Below are 17,152 nucleotides of genomic sequence, written 5' to 3'. Positions count from 1 at the left end.
GGTCATAGCAGTGGTCCTACCATGTCGGGTGTGGCGGAAATCGCGGTCATGCTGCTCATCATCGGTGCCATCGCGCTCCTGGCGGCCCCCTGGATCATGCGGCGGCGCGGCGCGGGCAGCGACTGGGTCCCCGGCACGCTGCTGGTGACCGGCGTCAGCCCGCGCCCTGACGGTGTCACCGGCGAGCAGTACGTCACCATCACCGGAGTCATCAACGGTCCGACGGTCGACGAGTACGTGGTCTACGCGCGACTGGCCGTCGACGTGAACGAGTGGCCGACGATGGGCGCATTGATGGACGTCATGTACTCGCCGAAGAATCCGGAGAAGTGGGGCTTCGGCCGGCCGCCAGAGCCGCTGCCGCCGAACGAGCCGCGCGGGCCCGAAAGCTGATCGCCGCGGCGGCGTCGTCAGCCATGCCCGATCCGTAACAGCTCCGCCAGACTCGTCAACTTGACCCGCGGGCGGCCCGTGGGTTCACCGGCGGAGCGTTCGTGGGCATCGATGAGCTGCCAGTGGTCGTCGGTGACCAGCTTGGGCTGGCGCTGCAGCAGCCACCGCTCCAGCTGCTCGGCGTGATCGTCGGGACGTTCGACCGGCTGGCCGTCCTGCAGATCGGCGACCAGCGTGTCGACGGTGTCCTGGGAGTCCTTCTTGTTGCTCCCGATCACGCCGGATGGTCCGCGCTTGATCCATCCCACGACGTACTCGTTGCGGCTGCCCTGTACCCGCCCGTCCTCGTGCGGGATCGTGCCGGAGCGCTCGTCGAACGGCAGCCCCGGGGTGGGTAGGCCCCGGTATCCGACCGCGCGCACGACCAGCTGTGCGGGCACCTCCTCGCGCTCACCGGTGTCTTTCGCGGTCACCCGGCCGTCGGCGCCGCTGATCAGCTCGTTGCGGCCCAACACGATCGAAGCCACTCGCGGTTCGGTTCCGTCGCCGGCCTTGATCTCGATCGGCGAGGTGCGGAAACGGAAGACGATGCGGCGCTTGGCTCCCCGCGGACCCCGCTCGGCGTAACCCCGCAGCACCTTGACGTTGTTGCGGACCGTCTTTCCGGCGGCCTCGAGATCCTCCTCGGTGATGTCGGCCAGGTCCGCCGGGTCGACCACGACGTCGACGTCGCCCAGCGCGTCCATCTGATCGAGTTCGCGCAGCTCCATCGTGGTGAAGGGAGCCTGCAGCGGACCGCGTCGGCCGACCACGAGGACTTCTTCGACGCCCCGGTCGTGCAGCGAATCGAGCGCGTGGTCGGCGATGTCGGTGGCCGCCAGCATGTCGGGGTCACTGACCAGGATGCGGGCCACGTCGAGGGCCACGTTGCCGTTGCCGACCACCACCGCGCGTCCGCTGGACAGATCCGGGGTGATCTCACCGAAGTGTGGATGGGCGTTGTACCACCCGACGAAGTCGACGGCGGCCACGCTTCCCGGCAGCTCTTCACCGGGGATGCCGAGCAGCCGGTCGGACTGGGCGCCGACGGCATAGATGACGGCGTCGTACCGTTCGGCGAGTTCGCTCGGCTGGACGTGCTCGCCCACCTTGACGTTGCCGAAGAACCGGAAGCGCGGGTCGGCGCTCGTCTTGTCGAACTGCGCGCTGATCGACTTGATCTTCGGATGGTCGGGGGCCACCCCGGATCGAACCAGCCCCCACGGCGTGGGCAGCATCTCCAGCATGTCGACGCGCACATCGCGTTCCGACTCGGGCGCCGAGCCGAACCTCAGCAGGGACGCCGCGGCGAAATAACCCGAGGGTCCGGAGCCGACGATCGCCACATGGTAGGGGCGCAGTGAGGGCATTGGGGCTGCCTTCCGTCGCTGCCCGGCCGCGGCGCAAGGGGCTGTCGCGACGCTGCCGGACGGGGTTCAGCTCCGATGCTAGATCGCACCCCACGCTGTTGACGGCGGTCACGAAGAATCCAGCGCGTCTCCGGGCGGGCAGCGGGGGCGGCGCGGGCTGCATGAGTGAGTACGCTGAATTCCCGTGGATCCAGACCGCCAAGCTGACATCGCTGCCCTCGACTCCACGCTCACCACCGTGGAGCGTGTGCTCGACGTCGAGGGTCTCCGCGGTCGCATCGAGAAACTCGAACACGAAGCGTCCGACCCCAGCCTGTGGGACGACCAGGCCCGGGGGCAGAGCGTCACCAGCGAGCTGTCCCACGCCCAGAACGAGCTCCGCCGCGTCGAGGACCTGCGTCGACGTCTCGAGGACCTTCCGGTGCTGTATGAGCTCGCGGCCGAGGAGGGCGGCGCGGACGAACTCGCCGAGGCCGACTCCGAGCGGGCGCAGCTTCGCGAGGACATCGCCGCGATGGAGGTGCGCACACTGCTGTCCGGTGAATACGACGAGCGCGAGGCGCTGGTCAGCATCCGCTCCGGCGCGGGCGGTGTCGACGCCGCCGACTGGGCCGAGATGCTGATGCGGATGTACATCCGGTGGGCCGAGCAGCACGACTATCCCGTCGAGGTGTTCGACACCTCGTACGCCGAAGAAGCCGGCATCAAATCCGCCACCTTCGCGGTGCACGCACCGTTCGCCTACGGCACGCTCTCGGTGGAGCAGGGCACCCATCGCCTGGTGCGGATCAGCCCGTTCGACAACCAGGGCCGCCGCCAGACCTCGTTCGCCGAGGTCGAGGTGCTTCCCGTCACCGAAACCACCGACCACATCGACATTCCCGAAGGCGATGTCCGCGTCGACGTCTACCGCTCCAGTGGTCCCGGCGGTCAGTCGGTGAACACCACCGACTCGGCGGTCCGTTTGACCCACATCCCGACGGGCATAGTCGTGACATGCCAGAACGAGAAATCGCAGCTGCAGAACAAGATCTCGGCGATGCGCGTTCTGCAGGCCAAGCTGCTGGAACGCAAGCGGCAGGAAGAACGCGCCGAGATGGACGCCCTCAAGAGCGACGGCGGCAGCTCATGGGGCAACCAGATGCGCTCCTACGTCCTGCACCCCTACCAGATGGTGAAGGATCTGCGCACCGAGTACGAGGTCGGCAACCCCACTGCGGTGCTCGACGGGGACATCGACGGTTTCCTGGAGGCCGGTATCCGATGGCGCAACCGCCGCGATGACGACTGACACGGTGGTCGCGCTCGGGTTCGCCGAGGCCTGGCGCGGCTTCTGGACCGGCGACACCGGCGTGTGGATCCTCGGCCGCGGAGTACCGATCGCGCTGCTCCTGATCGGAGGCCTGCTGGCCGCCCGGTTCATCAACTGGACCGCCCAGCGGGTCACCCGGCGCATCGACGCGCAGTATCAGGAAAGCGATCAGCTGGTCCGCACCGAGAGCGCCAAGCACCGTCAGGCCGTGGCGTCGGTGATCTCGTGGGTCTCGGTGGCGTTGCTGTTCGTCATGGTCGGCGTCCAGATCACCGACATCCTGGCCATTCCCATCAGCTCGCTGGTCGCGCCGGCCGCGGTGATCGGTGCCGCACTCGGCTTCGGCGCCCAGAAGCTGGTGCAGGATCTGCTCGCCGGGTTCTTCATCATCACCGAGCGCCAGTACGGCTTCGGTGACCTGGTCCAGGTGAACATGCTCGGCGCACCCAACGAGGCCGAGGGCACCGTCGAGGAGGTCACGCTGCGTGTGACCAAGCTGCGCACCAGCGAAGGCGAGGTGTGGACCGTTCCCAACGGCAACATCGTGCGGTCGCTGAACATGTCAAAGGACTGGGCGCGTGCCGTCGTCGACATCCCGGTGCCGACCACCGCCGACCTCAATCACGTCAACGAGGTGTTGCACGGGGTGGGGGAGCGCGCGATGGAGGACGACGAGCTGCGGGCCCTGCTGCTGGACACGCCTCAGCTGATGGGTGTGGAGAGCATCGAGCTCGACACCGTGAACCTGCGCATGGTCGCGCGCACACTGCCGGGCAAGCAGTTCGAGGTGGGTCGCCGGCTGCGAATCCTGATCATCGCGGCCCTGGCCACCGCGGGCATCGCGACCAAGGACCACACTCCGACGGTGAGCAACATCAGTCCCACCGGTGAGGAAACCGCCGTCGACGGCGGTGCAACCGAGCGCGCGGAGCAGAGATCGTGAAACCGCCCGCTTTCCTGACCAAACTGGTGAAACGGTCTGACCGTCATTCGCACGCCCACCTCATCGGCGGCCGGGTCCGGATCTCGACCGTCGGGCTGATCATCGCGTTCGTCGCGTTGTTCTGGGTCTACGACAACTACTCGGCCCCGTTGCAGACGCCGGCCGAGCCGACCAACCAGGTGGTGCCGCCCGGGTTCGTGCCCGACCCCGAATACACCTGGGTGCCGCGCACCAACGTCGCGCCCCGAACCACCGAACCCACCACGACGACCACCACGACCACGACGACCACCACGACCACGACGACGCCGTCGGAGACCACCGGTCCGGGCGACACCACGTCGCCGACGTCGCCCGAGGGGCCGACTCCAGCCGGGCCGACGACCACGATCATCGATCCCGACGGAACCGGGCCGTCGGATGCCCAGACGTTCACGCAGGTGCCGCCGGAGACGCCCACGCCGGCTCCGACGACGCAGCCGACGCCGTAGCTCCAGGTTGTTCCGATGCCACCCCGCTACACTGGCGTGCCGTGATGATCACCCTCGACCGTGTGTCAAAGCAGTACAAGTCGTCCGCCCGCCCAGCGCTCGACAACGTCTCGGTCAAGATCGACAAGGGTGAGTTCGTGTTCCTCATCGGGCCATCCGGGTCGGGCAAATCGACGTTCATGCGTCTGCTGCTGGCCGAGGACCAGCCCTCGTCGGGCGACATCCAGGTGTCGAAGTTCCACGTGAACAAGCTGTCCGGGCGCCACATCCCCGGCTTGCGGCAGGTGATCGGGGTCGTGTTCCAGGACTTCCGGTTGCTGCAGCAGAAGACCGTGTTCGAAAACGTCGCGTTCGCCCTCGAGGTGATCGGTAAACGCTCCGACACGATCAACCGGGTGGTGCCCGACGTGCTGGAGATGGTCGGCCTGTCCGGCAAGGCAAACCGGATGCCGGCAGAGCTGTCCGGGGGTGAGCAGCAGCGCGTCGCGATCGCGCGGGCGTTCGTCAACCGGCCGCTGGTGCTGCTGGCCGACGAACCGACCGGCAACCTCGACCCGGAAACCAGCAAGGACATCATGGATCTGCTGGAGCGGATCAACCGCACAGGAACCACGGTGGTGATGGCCACCCATGACCATCACATCGTCGACTCGATGCGCCAGCGCGTCGTCGAACTCGAACTCGGCCGGCTGATTCGCGACGAGCAGCGCGGCGTCTACGGAATGGATCGTTAAGTGCGCTTCGGCTTTCTCATCAACGAGGTCGTCACCGGCCTTCGTCGCAACGTGACGATGACGGTCGCGATGATCCTCACCACCGCGATCTCCATCGGCCTGTTCGGCGGCGGTCTGCTGGTTGTGCGGCTGGCCGACCAGTCACGCGAGATCTATCTGGATCGGGTGGAGAGCCAGGTCTTCCTCACCAATGATGTGTCGGCCAACGACCCGACCTGCGACGCCGACCCGTGCAAGGCGTTGCGCTCGCAGATCGAGGCGCGTGACGACGTGCGGTCGGTCCGGTTCCTCAACCAGGAGCAGGCCTACGAGGACGCCATCGCGAAGTTCCCGCAGTACAAGGATGTCGCCGGCAAGGACGCCTTTCCCGCGTCGTTCGTCGTCAAGCTCGAGAACCCCGAGCAGCACCAGCAATTCGACGAGGCGATGGTCGGCCAGCCCGGGGTGCTCAACGTGCTGAACCAGAAGGAACTGATCGATCGTCTGTTCGCGGTGCTCGACGGCATCAGTAGCGCGGCATTCGCGGTGGCACTGGTCCAGGCCATCGGTGCAGTGTTGTTGATCGCCAACATGGTCCAGGTCGCCGCGTACACCCGAAGAACCGAGATCGGCATCATGCGACTGGTCGGTGCGACGCGCTGGTACACCCAGCTGCCGTTCCTGCTGGAGGCCATGCTGGCCGCATCCATCGGCGTGGTCATCGCGATCGTCGGATTGATCGCGGTGCGGGCTCTGTTCCTCGAGAACGCGCTCGACCAGTTCTACCAGGCCAACCTGATCGCCAAGATCGATTACGCCGACGTGCTCTACTACAGCGCGCCGTGGATGCTGTTCCTGGGGCTGGCGATGTCGGGCATCACCGCCTACGTCACGCTACGGCTGTACGTGCGAAGGTAGCCGATGGCGAAAAAAGCCAAGTCCGTCAAGGACAGCAACAACCAGGTGGTGGCGACCAACCGCAGGGCGCGGCACAACTACGCGATCCTGGAGACGTTCGAAGCCGGGGTGGCGTTGATGGGCACCGAGGTCAAGAGCCTGCGCGAGGGGCAGGCGTCGCTGGCTGATGCGTTCGCCACCGTCGACGACGGTGAGATCTGGCTGCGCAACCTGCACATCCCCGAATATCACCACGGGACGTGGACCAACCACGCGCCGCGGCGCAACCGCAAACTGCTGCTGCACCGGCGGCAGATCGACACCCTCGTCGGCAGGATCCGCGACGGGAACCTGACGCTGGTGCCGTTGTCGCTGTACTTCACCGGCGGCAAGGTCAAGGTCGAGTTGGCGCTGGCACGGGGCAAGCAAGCACACGACAAACGTCAGGACATCGCGCGCCGCGACGCCGAGCGCGAGATCACCCGTGAGATGGGGCGCCGCGCCAAGGGCATGACCTGATCGGCGTCGTCGCCGCGCTCGTCGCCGCCATGAGCTACGGCGTCAGCGACTTCGTCGGCGGCATCGCATCACGCCGGGTCGCCGCGCTGCGGGTCGTGATCGTCTCCTACCCGGTGGCGCTGGTGGTTCTGGTCGCCGCAGCCGCGCCACTCGGCGGCACCATGAGCACCGCCGCGGTGGTGTGGGGTCTGCTGTCGGGTGTCGGGCAGGCATTCGGGGTGTGGTGGTTCTACGCCGCACTCGGTTCGGGCCCGATCTCGGTGGTGTCTCCGTTGACGGCGATCCTGGTGGCCGGACTGCCCGTCGGGGTGGGGCTGACGTTGGGGGAGCGGCCCAGCGCGCTGGCCGGGGTCGGCGTGGTGCTGGCGCTGATCGCGGTGGTGTTGGTGAGCCGGGAGGCCTCCGATGAGCCGCTTGCGCGAAGAGAGTTCGGGCCCGATGAGCCGCTTGCGCGAAGAGAGTTCGGCCCCGATGAGCCGCTTGCGCGAAGAGAGTTCGGCCCCGATGAGCCGCTTGCGCGAAGAGAGTTCGGCCCCGATGAGGATGCTCGCCCCCACCGCTTCACCATGAAGGTGGCGTGGCTGACCGTCGGCGCCGGGGTGGCCTTCGGCATGAACTTCGTGATCCTGGACCAGATCCCCGTCGAGGCGAATTTATGGCCGTTGGTGCTGGGCCGGGTCGCAGCGACGGTGGTCGTCCTGGTTGCTGCCCTGGCCACCGCCAATCTCGCGCGGATCCGGGGGGTGCCGCTGCGGTTGGCGCTGCTGGCGGGCGTACTCGATGCGGTCGCGACGGTGACGTCGTTGCTGGCCCTGCAGGCGTCCCTGCTGTCCCTGGCCGGGGTGTTGATCGCGCTCTATCCCGCGGCGACCGTCCTGTTGGCGATCGTGGTGCTGCGCGAGCGGGTCACGTCGTGGCAGGCCATCGGCATGGTGCTCGCTCTGTTGGCTGTCGCGCTGATCACTGCCGGTTAGTTACCGTCACTGGTGCGGGGCGTCACCGAGGGGAGTCGGTGGCTGCAACGGAGGAGGTGGGGTCGTCACAGGCTACCGAGCACGGGGTGCACTGGTCATCATCGCGGTTGCGTTGGTGGTGGCCAACGTGCTCGTGTTCGGTGACAGCGAGACCGGGCGCTGGATTGCGTTGGGGATGCGGTCGGCGGCGAGCGCGGCCGCGATCGGCTACGGGGTGATCGTGGCGCGCCGGGCGACCGGCGCGGACCGCTGGTGGCGGTTGCTGGCGGTGGCGGCGGTCGCGAGCCTGTGGATCGGTGAACTCGAATGGCTGCTGAACGGAGGACGGTCCAGTTGGTGGGCGGCCGCCGCCTACTTCGCGCTCCTGGCGTTCGCGTTGGCGGCGGTGCTGGCCCTCGCCCACGGCTGTGGTGACGTGATCCGGCGGTGGCTGCGCACCGACGTCTCCAGCATCGTCACCACCGTGCTCGACGGTCTGGTGGCCGCCATCTCGTTCACCGTGCTGGTGTTGCTCGGAAACCTCGGGGCGCAGTCGAGCGCGTCGCTGCCGCGATCGGGCTCCCCCGGGATCGAGGCGGTGTTCGCCATCCTCGAGCTCACGGTGGTGGTCATCGCCGCCGTCGTCGGAATGGTCTACGAGCCAGATCAGCCAGGCCGGTCGAACTACCTGCTGCTCGGATCCGGGGTGGTGCTGATCGGCTCAGCCGATCGCATCGTGGCCTACTTCGCCGCCGCGGATCCGTCCCGTGGCGCGATCACAGCGGGACTCGGATTCGTACTGGGACCGTTGCTCATCGCTTACTCCCTGCGCGACGGCCAGGACGAGCGACCGGGGGCTTCCGAGCTCCGGCCGATGGACTGGGCTCAACTGACCCTGCCCTACGCCGGGTTCCTCGGCGTGACGGTTTTGCTCGCCGCCCATCTGCTCACCGGCCATCAACTGAGTCCGGGCGAAATCGCTGCCACCGTGACGATGGTCATCTTCGTGGCCGTCCGCCAGGTGCTCGTCACCGGCGCTCAGCGGGTGCTCACCCGTCGGCTCTACGAGGCCCAGCACACGCTCGCCCATCAGGTGCTGCACGACCCGCTGACCGGTCTGCCCAACCGGTTGTTCTTCGCGCAGCGGCTCGATGAGGCGATGCACGACCGCCGCTTCGTGCTGATCTTCGTCGACCTCGACGACTTCAAGGAGGTCAACGACCGTTTCGGGCATGCGGCTGGTGACGACCTGCTGTGCGCGGTCGGCGAGCGGCTGGCGCGCTGCGTCGGGGACGGCGACATGTTGGCCCGGATCGGCGGAGACGAGTTCGCGATCCTGATCGGCGGGGGGTCGGAGTCCCCCGACGTGGTGGCTGAACGGCTCCGGGTGGCGCTGCGTGAACCCTTTCCCGTGCACGGGTCGTCGGTGCGGGTGCGGGCCAGCATGGGACTGGTCCGTCCAGGGCTGGACGGGGCGCCGCAGACCTCCGACGACCTGCTGCGCCAAGCTGACGTCTCGATGTACGCGGGCAAGCGGCTCGGCAAGGACACCGCCATCGTCTATCAACCGTCGGCGGGGGTCCACGCCGACTTCCCGACTGCCCTGCGTGCGGCGTCCGGTGGGGTACCGACCGGTTTCAGCCTCGCCTATCAGCCGATCGTGTCGGTGCCCGACCAGGTTGTGGTCGCCGTCGAGGCACTTGCCCGCTGGACCGCCCCCAACGGCATCCACATCCCGCCCCAGACGTTCGTCGCGGTCGCCGAGTCCGCGGGTCTGGGAGCGGTGCTCGATGCCCTCGTGCTCGACCTCGCCTGTCGCGAGGTGCAGGCGGCCGGCCTGGGCGCCGACATCCACGTCAACATCGGCGCGGCCCGGCTGGGCAACATCGATTTCGAGCGGCGGCTGCGGCACACGCTGGACCGGTACCAGGTCGCGCCCGAGCGGTTGGTCGTCGAGATCACCGAGACGGTGCCGATCGTGGACCTGCCGGACGCCGCAGCCCAGATCGCCCGGCTGCACGCGGGCGGTGTGCGCGTCGCCCTGGACGATTTCGGCGCCGGTTACAACTCGCTGACCTATCTGCACGCATTACCCGTCCACGTCGTCAAGCTGGACCGCAGCCTGGCCGTGGTCGCCGATCGCGCTCGCGATCTGGCGCTGTACCGCTCGGTCATCGGACTGTGCGCCGACCTCGGTATCGACGTCATCGCCGAGGGCATCGAGTCGACCGAGCAACTCGCGACCATCGCCACCGCCGGGTGCCGGATGGCGCAGGGGCGGCTGTTCGGGTGGCCTGCGCCGATGACCCAATTCGCCGCGCAATGGCAGGGCCGGCTGACCGGCAGCGGAGCCGATTCGCCGGAGATCTCGCAGAAAGGGGACTAAGTTTCGGGCCGTGAACAGCACCGACCGCCCCGTCACCGTCCTGCCCAAAGCCGAGGTGCTTTCGGGTCTCTTCGCCGTCTGGGCAGACCTCGAGAAGTTGCTCGCCGACCTGTCGGACAGCCAGTGGAAGACGGCGACGGCGCTGCCGGGGTGGACCGTGCAGGACGTGGTCTCCCACATCATCGGGACCGAGTCGTTCCTGCAGGGGCTGCCCGCACCGGACATCGACATCGACGTCTCCGCTCTCGGACACGTCCGCAACGAGATCGGGGCGATGAACGAATCCTGGGTTCACTCGATGCGCGCGCACAGCCCCGACCAGATGCGGGACGAATTGAAGGCCATTCTGCAAGCGCGGCGCGCGGCGCTCGAGGACATGAGCGAACAGGTCTGGAACGAGGTCACCTTCACCCCGGCCGGGCCGGACAGCTACGGCCGGTTCATGCGGATACGCATCTTCGACTGCTGGATGCACGAGCACGACATCCGCGACGCGATCGGCACGCCCGCCTCCGACCGCGAGCTGGCCACCACCACGGCCCGGCTGTCCCTCGACGAGATGGCGGGCAGCATGGGCTTCGTGGTCGGCAAGCGTGCCGGTGCCCCCGACGGGTCGCGTGTGGCGATCGAGTTGACCGGTCCGCTGCAGCGCACGATCAAGGTGCAGGTCGACGGGCGCGCCAAGGTCGTCGAGGACTTCGGCGGGGCGGATCCGACCACGACGATCACGATCGACGGCCTGCTGTTCACCCGGCTTGCCGGCGGCCGAACACCGGCAGCGGAGCACGAGGCCGACATCGAATTCGACGGTGATGACACTGTCGGCCGGCGCGTTGTCGAGAACCTGAACTACGTGATCTGAGCGGGCCGGTCCGCGCGGTTCCCGAGCTGCCTCGGCGAGCCGCGCTGCTTCTGGCAGTTCTCGTGCCGTGCCGCTCCTCGCGCTCCCTTGCCGAGCCGCCGTGTTGCCTCGCGCTCCCGTGCCGAGCCGCCCTGGTCCTCGTGCGCCCTTGCCGAGCCGCCCTGGTCCTCGCGCTTCCTTGCCGAGCCGCCGTGATGCCTGGCGCTCCCTTGCCGAGCCGCCCTGGTCCTCGCCGAGTGTGAATCCTTTGCGAATCTGCCCGGCCGTTTTTCGCACTGGTTTCACTCTCGGCGGGGTGGGGCGCGCGGGAACACCCCATCGGTCGGCTGTTCGGGCGTGGGAACACCCCATCGGTCGGCGGATGGGCGCGCGGGAACAGTTAATCGGTTGGCGGTGTTGGATTCGTCGGTAGTATGGAGTGTCCGCCGACGGTCGGCGGGTGTGCCGAAGTTTTCACAGACAAGGGGCTGAACGGTTTCGACTTCGCGCATCGAATCAAGGGAAGCGTGCCGGTGCAGGCAATTGACCACCGTTAAGCGTCGTTGCAACCAATTAAGCGCCGATTCCAATCAGCGCGACTACGCTCTCGCTGCCTAAGCGACAGCTAGTCCGTCAGACCGGGTAATCCCTCGACCCGGATCCTGGCGTCATCTAGAGGGATCAACCGTTGAGTCCGGTCGCGGGACTCATCGGGACACCAAACAGCGACTGGGATCGTCATCCTGACTTGTTCGCGTGATCAGGGGATCCGAGTAGAGGCATAGCGAACTGCGCACGGAGAAGCCTTGAGGGAATGCCGTAGGACCCGGGTTCGATTCCCGGCAGCTCCACAAAGAAGGGGCCGCAGAGATGCGGCCCCTTCAGTCTGTCCGGCTCCGGACGGCGGCCGAAGCGATGACGATCGAGTCGGTGGGGGCTGTTCGTCGACGTGCGTCCGGAGCACGGCGAGGCGTGTACGGGTCGCCCAACCCGGTGAGGCGGTATCCCCGCGGAGTCATACTGCGCCGGCAGTTGCCACGCCGCGCGGACGGCCGCGCCGGACCCAGGTCCGCCACAGATACGCCGCCACCGCCGCGGAGGCGGCGAGGGCGATCATCCCGTCCAGGCGGGTGGCGTTGATCACGAGAATCATCGCGACGAGGACCGCCGCCACGACGTTGAGCAACAAGGTCACCCGCCGTCCTTCCCGATAGGAGAGGCGGGCGCAGGCGATCGTGGCCGCCAGAAAACTCGCGAAGACGGCCACCGCGTAGAAACCGACGAGATTCTGCTCGCGTCCGCTGGCGGCCACCAGAATCGCCGCGGCGACCAACACGAGTCCCACACCCCATTCCGGTATGAGGAAGCGGTTGATTCGACCGAATCGGGGTGGCACCAGCCCCGGGCCGTTCTCGCCGATGGTCGCCAGTGCCTTGAGGACTCCCGACCCCGCGAGATACGACGACGCGGCGGCGGACAACAGCAACAGCGCGCTGCTGGCTTGGAAGGCCACGAACAACGGTCCACCTCCGGTGGCCTGCCGGGCCACCTCGGCGATCAGCGTCGAATCCGCCGGCGGCAGGCCGGTGCCGAGGTACACCGTGAGCGCGGTGAAGGCGATTGTCAGCGTGCCGACGATTCCGACCATTGACCACAGGGTGAGGCGCCCGAGCCGCCGCCGGCCTCGGTCGTGGAGTTGAGGCACTTGAGCGATCGCGTTCGACGGGGCCTCGACACCCGTTGCCAACGCCATTCCGAGCGGGATGGCGAGCAGCACCGGGCCCAGCCCGGCGCCGACCAGAAGCGGTGTCTGTCCCACCGAGGTGTGGCCCGGGTCGGCGGCATGCGCTGAAGTACCGACGACGCCAGAGGCGATGACACCGATCGACAATGCGATGAACGCAACGGTGGCGGTGGCGAAGACGACGCGTCCGACTTGGCCGAGCAATACGGTGCCGGCGACGAGGACGACGAGGCCGAGTCCGAGGGGTGTCCGCCACGACTCCAATGCCGGCAGGTAGGCGATCAGCGCCGACGCCCCGGCCGCACAGCTCACCGCCACCGTGAGTGTGAAGTCGATCAGCAGCGCACCCAGTGGGATGAACGCCCAGCCTTCGCCGAAGGCGTGCGCGACGCCCTCTGGGCCGCCACCCCCGGTGGGGAACCGGCCGATCAGATAGTGATAGGTCGCCGAGATCACCGCGATGATGGCGATGACCGCTGCCATCGCTGGAAGCAGGCTGCTGAGATTTCCGTGCAGACCTCGCAGTGCCGCCTCGATTGCGTAGGCCACGGACGAAACCGGATCTGCCATCACGGTGAACGCGAACGCGAGTGTCAGCGCTGTCCCGCCGGTCCGCTGTGCCACAACGAGGATTGTCGATGCTTGGTCAAGCCCGCGCTCAGGCGGTGCTCACGTTGTCGCCGAGGTGGCCGGCGGCGGAGGGCGCAGCGCTGTCGGCTGCTGGCCCCGCGATGCGGGTGCAGAGCAGTCTGCGTCGACGCCAGGATGCCAAGATGGACGAGTGGCTGCCCGTGACCGCGACGAAACCGGTCGCCCGCGCAACGACCGTCCGCGCGATGCGCTGGGCCGTCCGCTCCCGCACGGCAGCACCGGTGTCGCCCGGATACCTGAGGACCTCGAACTGGCGCCGCACGATTCGCTGAGCTACGCCCAGCGACTCCTTGACCAGGGCTTCCCGTTCCACGCCCACGATGTGCTCGAGGCGGCCTGGAAGACAGGGCCGGACAGCGAGAAGCATCTGTGGAAGGCGCTTGCGCAGCTCGCGGTGGGTGTCACCCACATCCAGCGGGGCAACGCCAAGGGTGCGATCACTCTCCTTCGGCGCGCATCGGACGGCCTCTCGGCCGGCGGAGAGGCCCCCTACGGCATCGACGCCGCCGGGCTGGCGGCCCACGCCACGGCGCTGAGCGAGGACCTCGCCGCGGGAGCCGATGTCGCTCCGCAGCGCTTGAAACCCCGTCTGGTGGCCGGGCCGGGGTAGCCATGTGCTCAACTCAGCGCGCCGCCGGCGCACATCGCGCACCATGGAAGCGGTGGGGAACCGGCGACAGATGACGAGCACGGCACCCGAGCCCGACCCGACGAGACACACCGTCCTGCCCGAGGCCGACGGCGGTTCCTACCGTTCGCTGCGTCGGCGGCCGGTCACCCGTGCCGAGCGGTACGCCCTCGGTAAGAGCCTGCGCAAGCGTGTGAAACGCCGGACACTGGCCGACTGGGCCGCGCCGCCGGACCGGCCCGACCCGGTCCGTCTGATCGAACTGAACCACCAGGGCCGGCTGCCCTCGCTGATCCCGATCCGGGTGGGTCGCATGATCGCCTCCCCGTACGGCTTCCTGCGGGGCACCGCGGTGGTGATGGCCGATGACGTGGCACATCTCCCGTCGACGGGCATCACCCCCGTGGTCTGCGGCGACTCCCATCTCGGCAATTTCGGTTTCTACGCCTCCCCGGAACGCGACCTGGTGATCGACCTCAACGACTTCGACGAAGCGCACCCGGGCGGTTGGGAATGGGATCTGCGTCGGCTGGTGGCCAGCATCTGGGTCGCCGGACGGCACAACGGCACTTCCGAGGACGACTGCGGTGCCGCGGTGCACTCCTGTGTGACGGCCTACCGTCGGGAGTTGCGTCGCCTGGCCGACGAGCCCCTGTTCTCCCGGTCGTTCACCCGGCTGGATGTCGACCGGTTGGCGGGGCAGGCGGCCGGCCCGCTCGCCGACCAGGTGCAGCGGTCGGCCAAACGGGCACGCAACCGCACCAGCGACCGTGCGCTGCCCCGGTTCACCCGGGAGGTCGACGGCCAGCGCAGGATCGTCGAGGAGCCTCCGCTGATCACCCGCCTTCCGCAACGCGAAGCCGACGCGTTGGCGGTGGCGCTCGACGACTACCTGCCCACACTGTCCACCCACTGGCGCCGGGTCCTGGGCGGCTACACCCTGCTCGACGTCGCGCAGAAGGTGGTCGGCGTGGGCAGTGTCGGACTGCGCGCCTACGTCGCGCTGCTGGAGGGATCGTCGTCCGAAGACGTCGTCTTCCTGCAGCTCAAGCAGGCGCGCCGATCCGTGCTGGCGCGCTATGTACACGGCGAATCCGCCTGGCACGCCCACCAGGGGCAGCGGGTGGTCGAGTACCAGCAGGCGTTGCAGACCGTCAGCGACCCGCTGCTGGGCTGGACCACGATGGGCGGCGTGCAGTTCTACGTCCGGCAGTTCCGGAACATGAAGGGCACCATCCCGTTGGACGCGATGGACTCGACGGCGCTGGTCGACTACACCGCCGTGGTGGGCCAGCTGCTCGCCAAGGGGCATGCCCGCACCAGCGGGGCGTCGATGATCGCCGGCTACCTGGGGCGCTCGGACCGGGTCGCCGACGCGCTCAGTGGGTTCGCCCGGCGGTACGCCGACCAGACCGAAGCCGACCACGCGGCGCTGGTCGAGGCTGTGAACAGTGGCCGGTTGCCGGTCGAGCGCGGGGTGTAGCGCATGACGGTGCCGGCGCGTCCGGACGGCATCACAGCTGAGGTGTTCCGACAGCTGACCGGCAACGCCGCCGTGACGGGTGTCAAGGTCATCCACGCCGATCACGGCACCGCGGTTCGCGCCCGCCTGGAGGTGACGGGGCCACCGGGAACACCGGCGCGGGTGTTCGCCAAACTGACTCCGACCCGGCCGGTGGAACGGTTGTTCAACGTCGCGATGCGGCTGGGGCGCAACGAAGTCGAGGTCTACCGCCGGGTGGGCGCGGAGCTCGGTGAGGTCGCGCCGGTGGTGTATGGAGCGGCCTCGGCGCGGGGCCGTTCGCTGGTGCTGATGGAGGATCTGGCGTCGCGCGGGGCGCGCTTCGGCGACGTCGCCGGCTCCTGCGCGCCCGACCAGGCGCGCGCTGTGGCCAGGGCGCTGGCGCGATTCCACGCCGCCTTCTGGGAATCGCCGCGTTTCACCACCGATCTCGCCGTCTTCGCGCCGCCGGCGGCCCGCTCGGTGACGTGGGGACCGCGGACCTGGCGACTGCTGGCCGCGATCCCGCGCCGCTATCACGACCTGCTCCCGCAGGAGGTGCGCGCCGAGGCCCGCATGCTGCGTCGGCGACGGCGCGCTGTCGCCGAGGTCATGCGGGAGCTTCCGTTTACTCTCGTGCACGGCGACACCCACCGCGGCAACATCTGTTTCGTCGGTGATCGCCCGATCCTGTTCGACTGGCAGGTGGCAGCTCAGGGGCCCGGTGTCAAAGATCTCGCCTATTTCGCTGTCACCTCGCTGGACACCGACGTGCGGCGCCAGATCGAAAGGGAGCTGCTCGCCGAGTATCTCGAGACGCTGCGGGTGCACGGTGGTCCCCGGTTGGCGCCTGAGCCGACCTGGGCCGACTATCGGATGCTCGCCGTGACCGCTTTCATCGCAGCCGGGGTCACCGCCGCGTTCGGGGCGCGCCTACAGGGTGAGGCCGTCACCCGCACCGGCCTGGACCGCGCCGTGTGCGCGGTGCAGGACCTCGGGTCGTTCAACGAACTGTGGCGACGTGTCGGTCGACGCTGATCCGTCAGTGGTGCGCGGCGTCGGCGCGCTCGGCGTGTGCGCGAACCAGACGGGGGTAGCGGGCGCGGTCCGGCCGGAAGATGTCATGCGGCGACTCGTCGAACTCGACCAACTCGGCCTCGGGGAACAGCTCGCGATACCGGGCCCAGTCGCCGTCGCCGACCAGCACGCTGCCACCGCTGCGCGCCGCGAGCAGCGGGATGCCGTTGTGTGCCAACGCCGTCCACAGCGATTGCGGTCGTGCCGCCTCGAACGTCAGCTGCGCGGCCGCGACGTCGAGGCGGTCCGCGACGGCTGAACCACGCCAGCGCCCGGTGAGCAGCCGGTGTGCCTGGTCGGCGGTGAGCACCTTTTCTTCGGGTACGTAGTCGCCGATCGACACCGAGCGCACCCGGTGGGGGTGCGCGAGTGCCCATCCGATTCCGTAGGTGGTGCCGCGGGAAAACGTCACGAGGTGCACGTCGCCGTCGGTGACGGCATCGACCACGGCGCCCACGTCGTCACGCAGGGTCGCGAAGTCGTAGCCGACGGCCGGTGCACTGCTGCGGCCGTGGCCGCGTAGTTCCACCACCACCGTGCGGCGCCCGAACAGCGGCAGCACCGCGCGGTAGTCCTCGGCGGTGTCGGTCATGCCGGGGACGAAAACGATTGGTGCACCGAGATCGTCCCCGCCGGAGTCCATGAAGTGCAGGCGCGCGTCCCCGTGCCGGGTGTAACGGGAGGTGGCCGCGAA

General features: G+C 68.4%; 16 protein-coding genes and 1 other RNA gene. 14 read left to right on the top strand and 3 right to left on the bottom strand.

What is annotated here, in order from left to right; translation table 11 throughout:
• Positions 1–30 precede the first annotated feature (30 nt).
• Positions 31–393, top strand: coding sequence for a hypothetical protein (locus J3476_RS09800; protein WP_207066293.1), 363 nt, complete (start codon positions 31–33; stop codon positions 391–393).
• Between the two features lie 17 nt (positions 394–410).
• Here the strand turns inward: J3476_RS09800 and J3476_RS09795 are convergent, their stop codons facing one another.
• Positions 411–1,802, bottom strand: a complete 1,392-nt coding sequence (locus tag J3476_RS09795; protein ID WP_286182832.1) for an FAD-dependent oxidoreductase — start codon at positions 1,800–1,802, stop codon at positions 411–413.
• Positions 1,803–1,986: 184 nt separating this feature from the next.
• Here J3476_RS09795 and prfB point away from each other — a divergent pair, with 184 nt between their 5' ends.
• The 10 genes from prfB to ssrA all read left to right on the top strand — a co-directional run bounded on the left by prfB (position 1,987) and on the right by ssrA (position 11,711).
• On the top strand, positions 1,987–3,093 hold the full coding sequence (prfB, locus tag J3476_RS09790) for a peptide chain release factor 2 (protein WP_152516366.1): 1,107 nt from the start codon (positions 1,987–1,989) through the stop codon (positions 3,091–3,093).
• A complete protein-coding gene (locus tag J3476_RS09785) occupies positions 3,083–4,057 on the top strand; it encodes a mechanosensitive ion channel family protein (RefSeq protein ID WP_207066292.1) in 975 nt (324 codons plus the stop codon). Before prfB ends, J3476_RS09785 begins: the two co-directional genes overlap by 11 nt.
• The gene (locus J3476_RS09780) at positions 4,054–4,548 is read left to right on the top strand and encodes a hypothetical protein (protein WP_207066291.1); all 495 of its coding nucleotides are present in this window, start codon (positions 4,054–4,056) and stop codon (positions 4,546–4,548) included. Before J3476_RS09785 ends, J3476_RS09780 begins: the two co-directional genes overlap by 4 nt.
• Before the next feature lie 44 nt (positions 4,549–4,592).
• The gene (gene ftsE, locus J3476_RS09775) at positions 4,593–5,282 is read left to right on the top strand and encodes a cell division ATP-binding protein FtsE (protein ID WP_207066301.1); all 690 of its coding nucleotides are present in this window, start codon (positions 4,593–4,595) and stop codon (positions 5,280–5,282) included.
• The gene (gene ftsX / locus J3476_RS09770) at positions 5,283–6,179 is read left to right on the top strand and encodes a permease-like cell division protein FtsX (RefSeq protein WP_207066290.1); all 897 of its coding nucleotides are present in this window, start codon (positions 5,283–5,285) and stop codon (positions 6,177–6,179) included. It abuts the gene before it with no gap.
• 3 nt (positions 6,180–6,182) lie between these two features.
• On the top strand, positions 6,183–6,677 hold the full coding sequence (gene smpB / locus J3476_RS09765; RefSeq protein ID WP_152516370.1) for an SsrA-binding protein SmpB: 495 nt from the start codon (positions 6,183–6,185) through the stop codon (positions 6,675–6,677).
• 29 nt (positions 6,678–6,706) lie between these two features.
• Entirely contained in the window at positions 6,707–7,651 is a 945-nt protein-coding gene (locus J3476_RS09760) for an EamA family transporter (RefSeq protein ID WP_207066289.1), read from the top strand.
• 118 nt (positions 7,652–7,769) lie between these two features.
• Positions 7,770–10,016 carry a bifunctional diguanylate cyclase/phosphodiesterase gene (locus J3476_RS09755; RefSeq protein ID WP_307726960.1) on the top strand — a complete coding sequence of 749 codons (2,247 nt, stop codon included), beginning with the start codon at positions 7,770–7,772 and terminating at the stop codon, positions 10,014–10,016.
• 10 nt (positions 10,017–10,026) lie between these two features.
• Positions 10,027–10,878, top strand: a complete 852-nt coding sequence (locus J3476_RS09750; RefSeq protein WP_207066288.1) for a maleylpyruvate isomerase family mycothiol-dependent enzyme — start codon at positions 10,027–10,029, stop codon at positions 10,876–10,878.
• A gap of 463 nt (positions 10,879–11,341) precedes the next feature.
• Positions 11,342–11,711, top strand: a transfer-messenger RNA (tmRNA) gene (ssrA, locus tag J3476_RS09745).
• A 161-nt stretch (positions 11,712–11,872) separates the two neighbouring features.
• On the opposite strand, the gene J3476_RS09740 is transcribed toward ssrA, so the two are convergent.
• Positions 11,873–13,225 carry an amino acid permease gene (locus J3476_RS09740; RefSeq protein WP_286182831.1) on the bottom strand — a complete coding sequence of 451 codons (1,353 nt, stop codon included), beginning with the start codon at positions 13,223–13,225 and terminating at the stop codon, positions 11,873–11,875.
• 157 nt (positions 13,226–13,382) lie between these two features.
• Here J3476_RS09740 and J3476_RS09735 point away from each other — a divergent pair, with 157 nt between their 5' ends.
• From J3476_RS09735 to J3476_RS09725, 3 genes are all read left to right on the top strand, one after another.
• A complete protein-coding gene (locus J3476_RS09735) occupies positions 13,383–13,862 on the top strand; it encodes a DUF309 domain-containing protein (protein WP_207066287.1) in 480 nt (159 codons plus the stop codon).
• Between the two features lie 70 nt (positions 13,863–13,932).
• Positions 13,933–15,363 (top strand): DUF2252 domain-containing protein, encoded by a 1,431-nt coding sequence (locus tag J3476_RS09730; RefSeq protein ID WP_207066286.1) that lies wholly within the window; start codon positions 13,933–13,935, stop codon positions 15,361–15,363.
• Between the two features lie 3 nt (positions 15,364–15,366).
• Positions 15,367–16,419, top strand: a complete 1,053-nt coding sequence (locus J3476_RS09725; RefSeq protein WP_207066285.1) for a phosphotransferase — start codon at positions 15,367–15,369, stop codon at positions 16,417–16,419.
• Between the two features lie 4 nt (positions 16,420–16,423).
• Here J3476_RS09725 and J3476_RS09720 read toward each other — a convergent pair whose 3' ends face one another.
• Positions 16,424–17,101 (bottom strand): alpha/beta fold hydrolase, encoded by a 678-nt coding sequence (locus J3476_RS09720; protein ID WP_207066298.1) that lies wholly within the window; start codon positions 17,099–17,101, stop codon positions 16,424–16,426.
• Between the last annotated feature and the right edge of the window lie 51 nt (positions 17,102–17,152).

This window comes from Mycobacterium sp. PO1 (assembly GCF_017312405.1).
Taxonomy (GTDB): Bacteria; Actinomycetota; Actinomycetes; order Mycobacteriales; family Mycobacteriaceae; genus Mycobacterium.
This window is presented reverse-complemented; position numbering and strand designations above follow the sequence as displayed.

Bases quoted from the DNA above. Each gene is read 5' to 3' on its own strand.
- J3476_RS09795 (WP_286182832.1), bottom strand. From the start codon at position 1,802: ATGCCCTCACTGCGCCCCTACCATGTGGCGATCGTCGGCTCCGGACCC.
- J3476_RS09785 (WP_207066292.1), top strand. From the start codon at position 3,083: ATGACGACTGACACGGTGGTCGCGCTCGGGTTCGCCGAGGCCTGGCGC.
- ftsE (WP_207066301.1), top strand. From the start codon at position 4,593: ATGATCACCCTCGACCGTGTGTCAAAGCAGTACAAGTCGTCCGCCCGC.
- smpB (WP_152516370.1), top strand. From the start codon at position 6,183: ATGGCGAAAAAAGCCAAGTCCGTCAAGGACAGCAACAACCAGGTGGTG.
- J3476_RS09760 (WP_207066289.1), top strand. From the start codon at position 6,707: ATGAGCTACGGCGTCAGCGACTTCGTCGGCGGCATCGCATCACGCCGG.
- J3476_RS09730 (WP_207066286.1), top strand. From the start codon at position 13,933: ATGACGAGCACGGCACCCGAGCCCGACCCGACGAGACACACCGTCCTG.
- J3476_RS09725 (WP_207066285.1), top strand. From the start codon at position 15,367: ATGACGGTGCCGGCGCGTCCGGACGGCATCACAGCTGAGGTGTTCCGA.
- J3476_RS09720 (WP_207066298.1), bottom strand. From the start codon at position 17,101: ATGGACTCCGGCGGGGACGATCTCGGTGCACCAATCGTTTTCGTCCCC.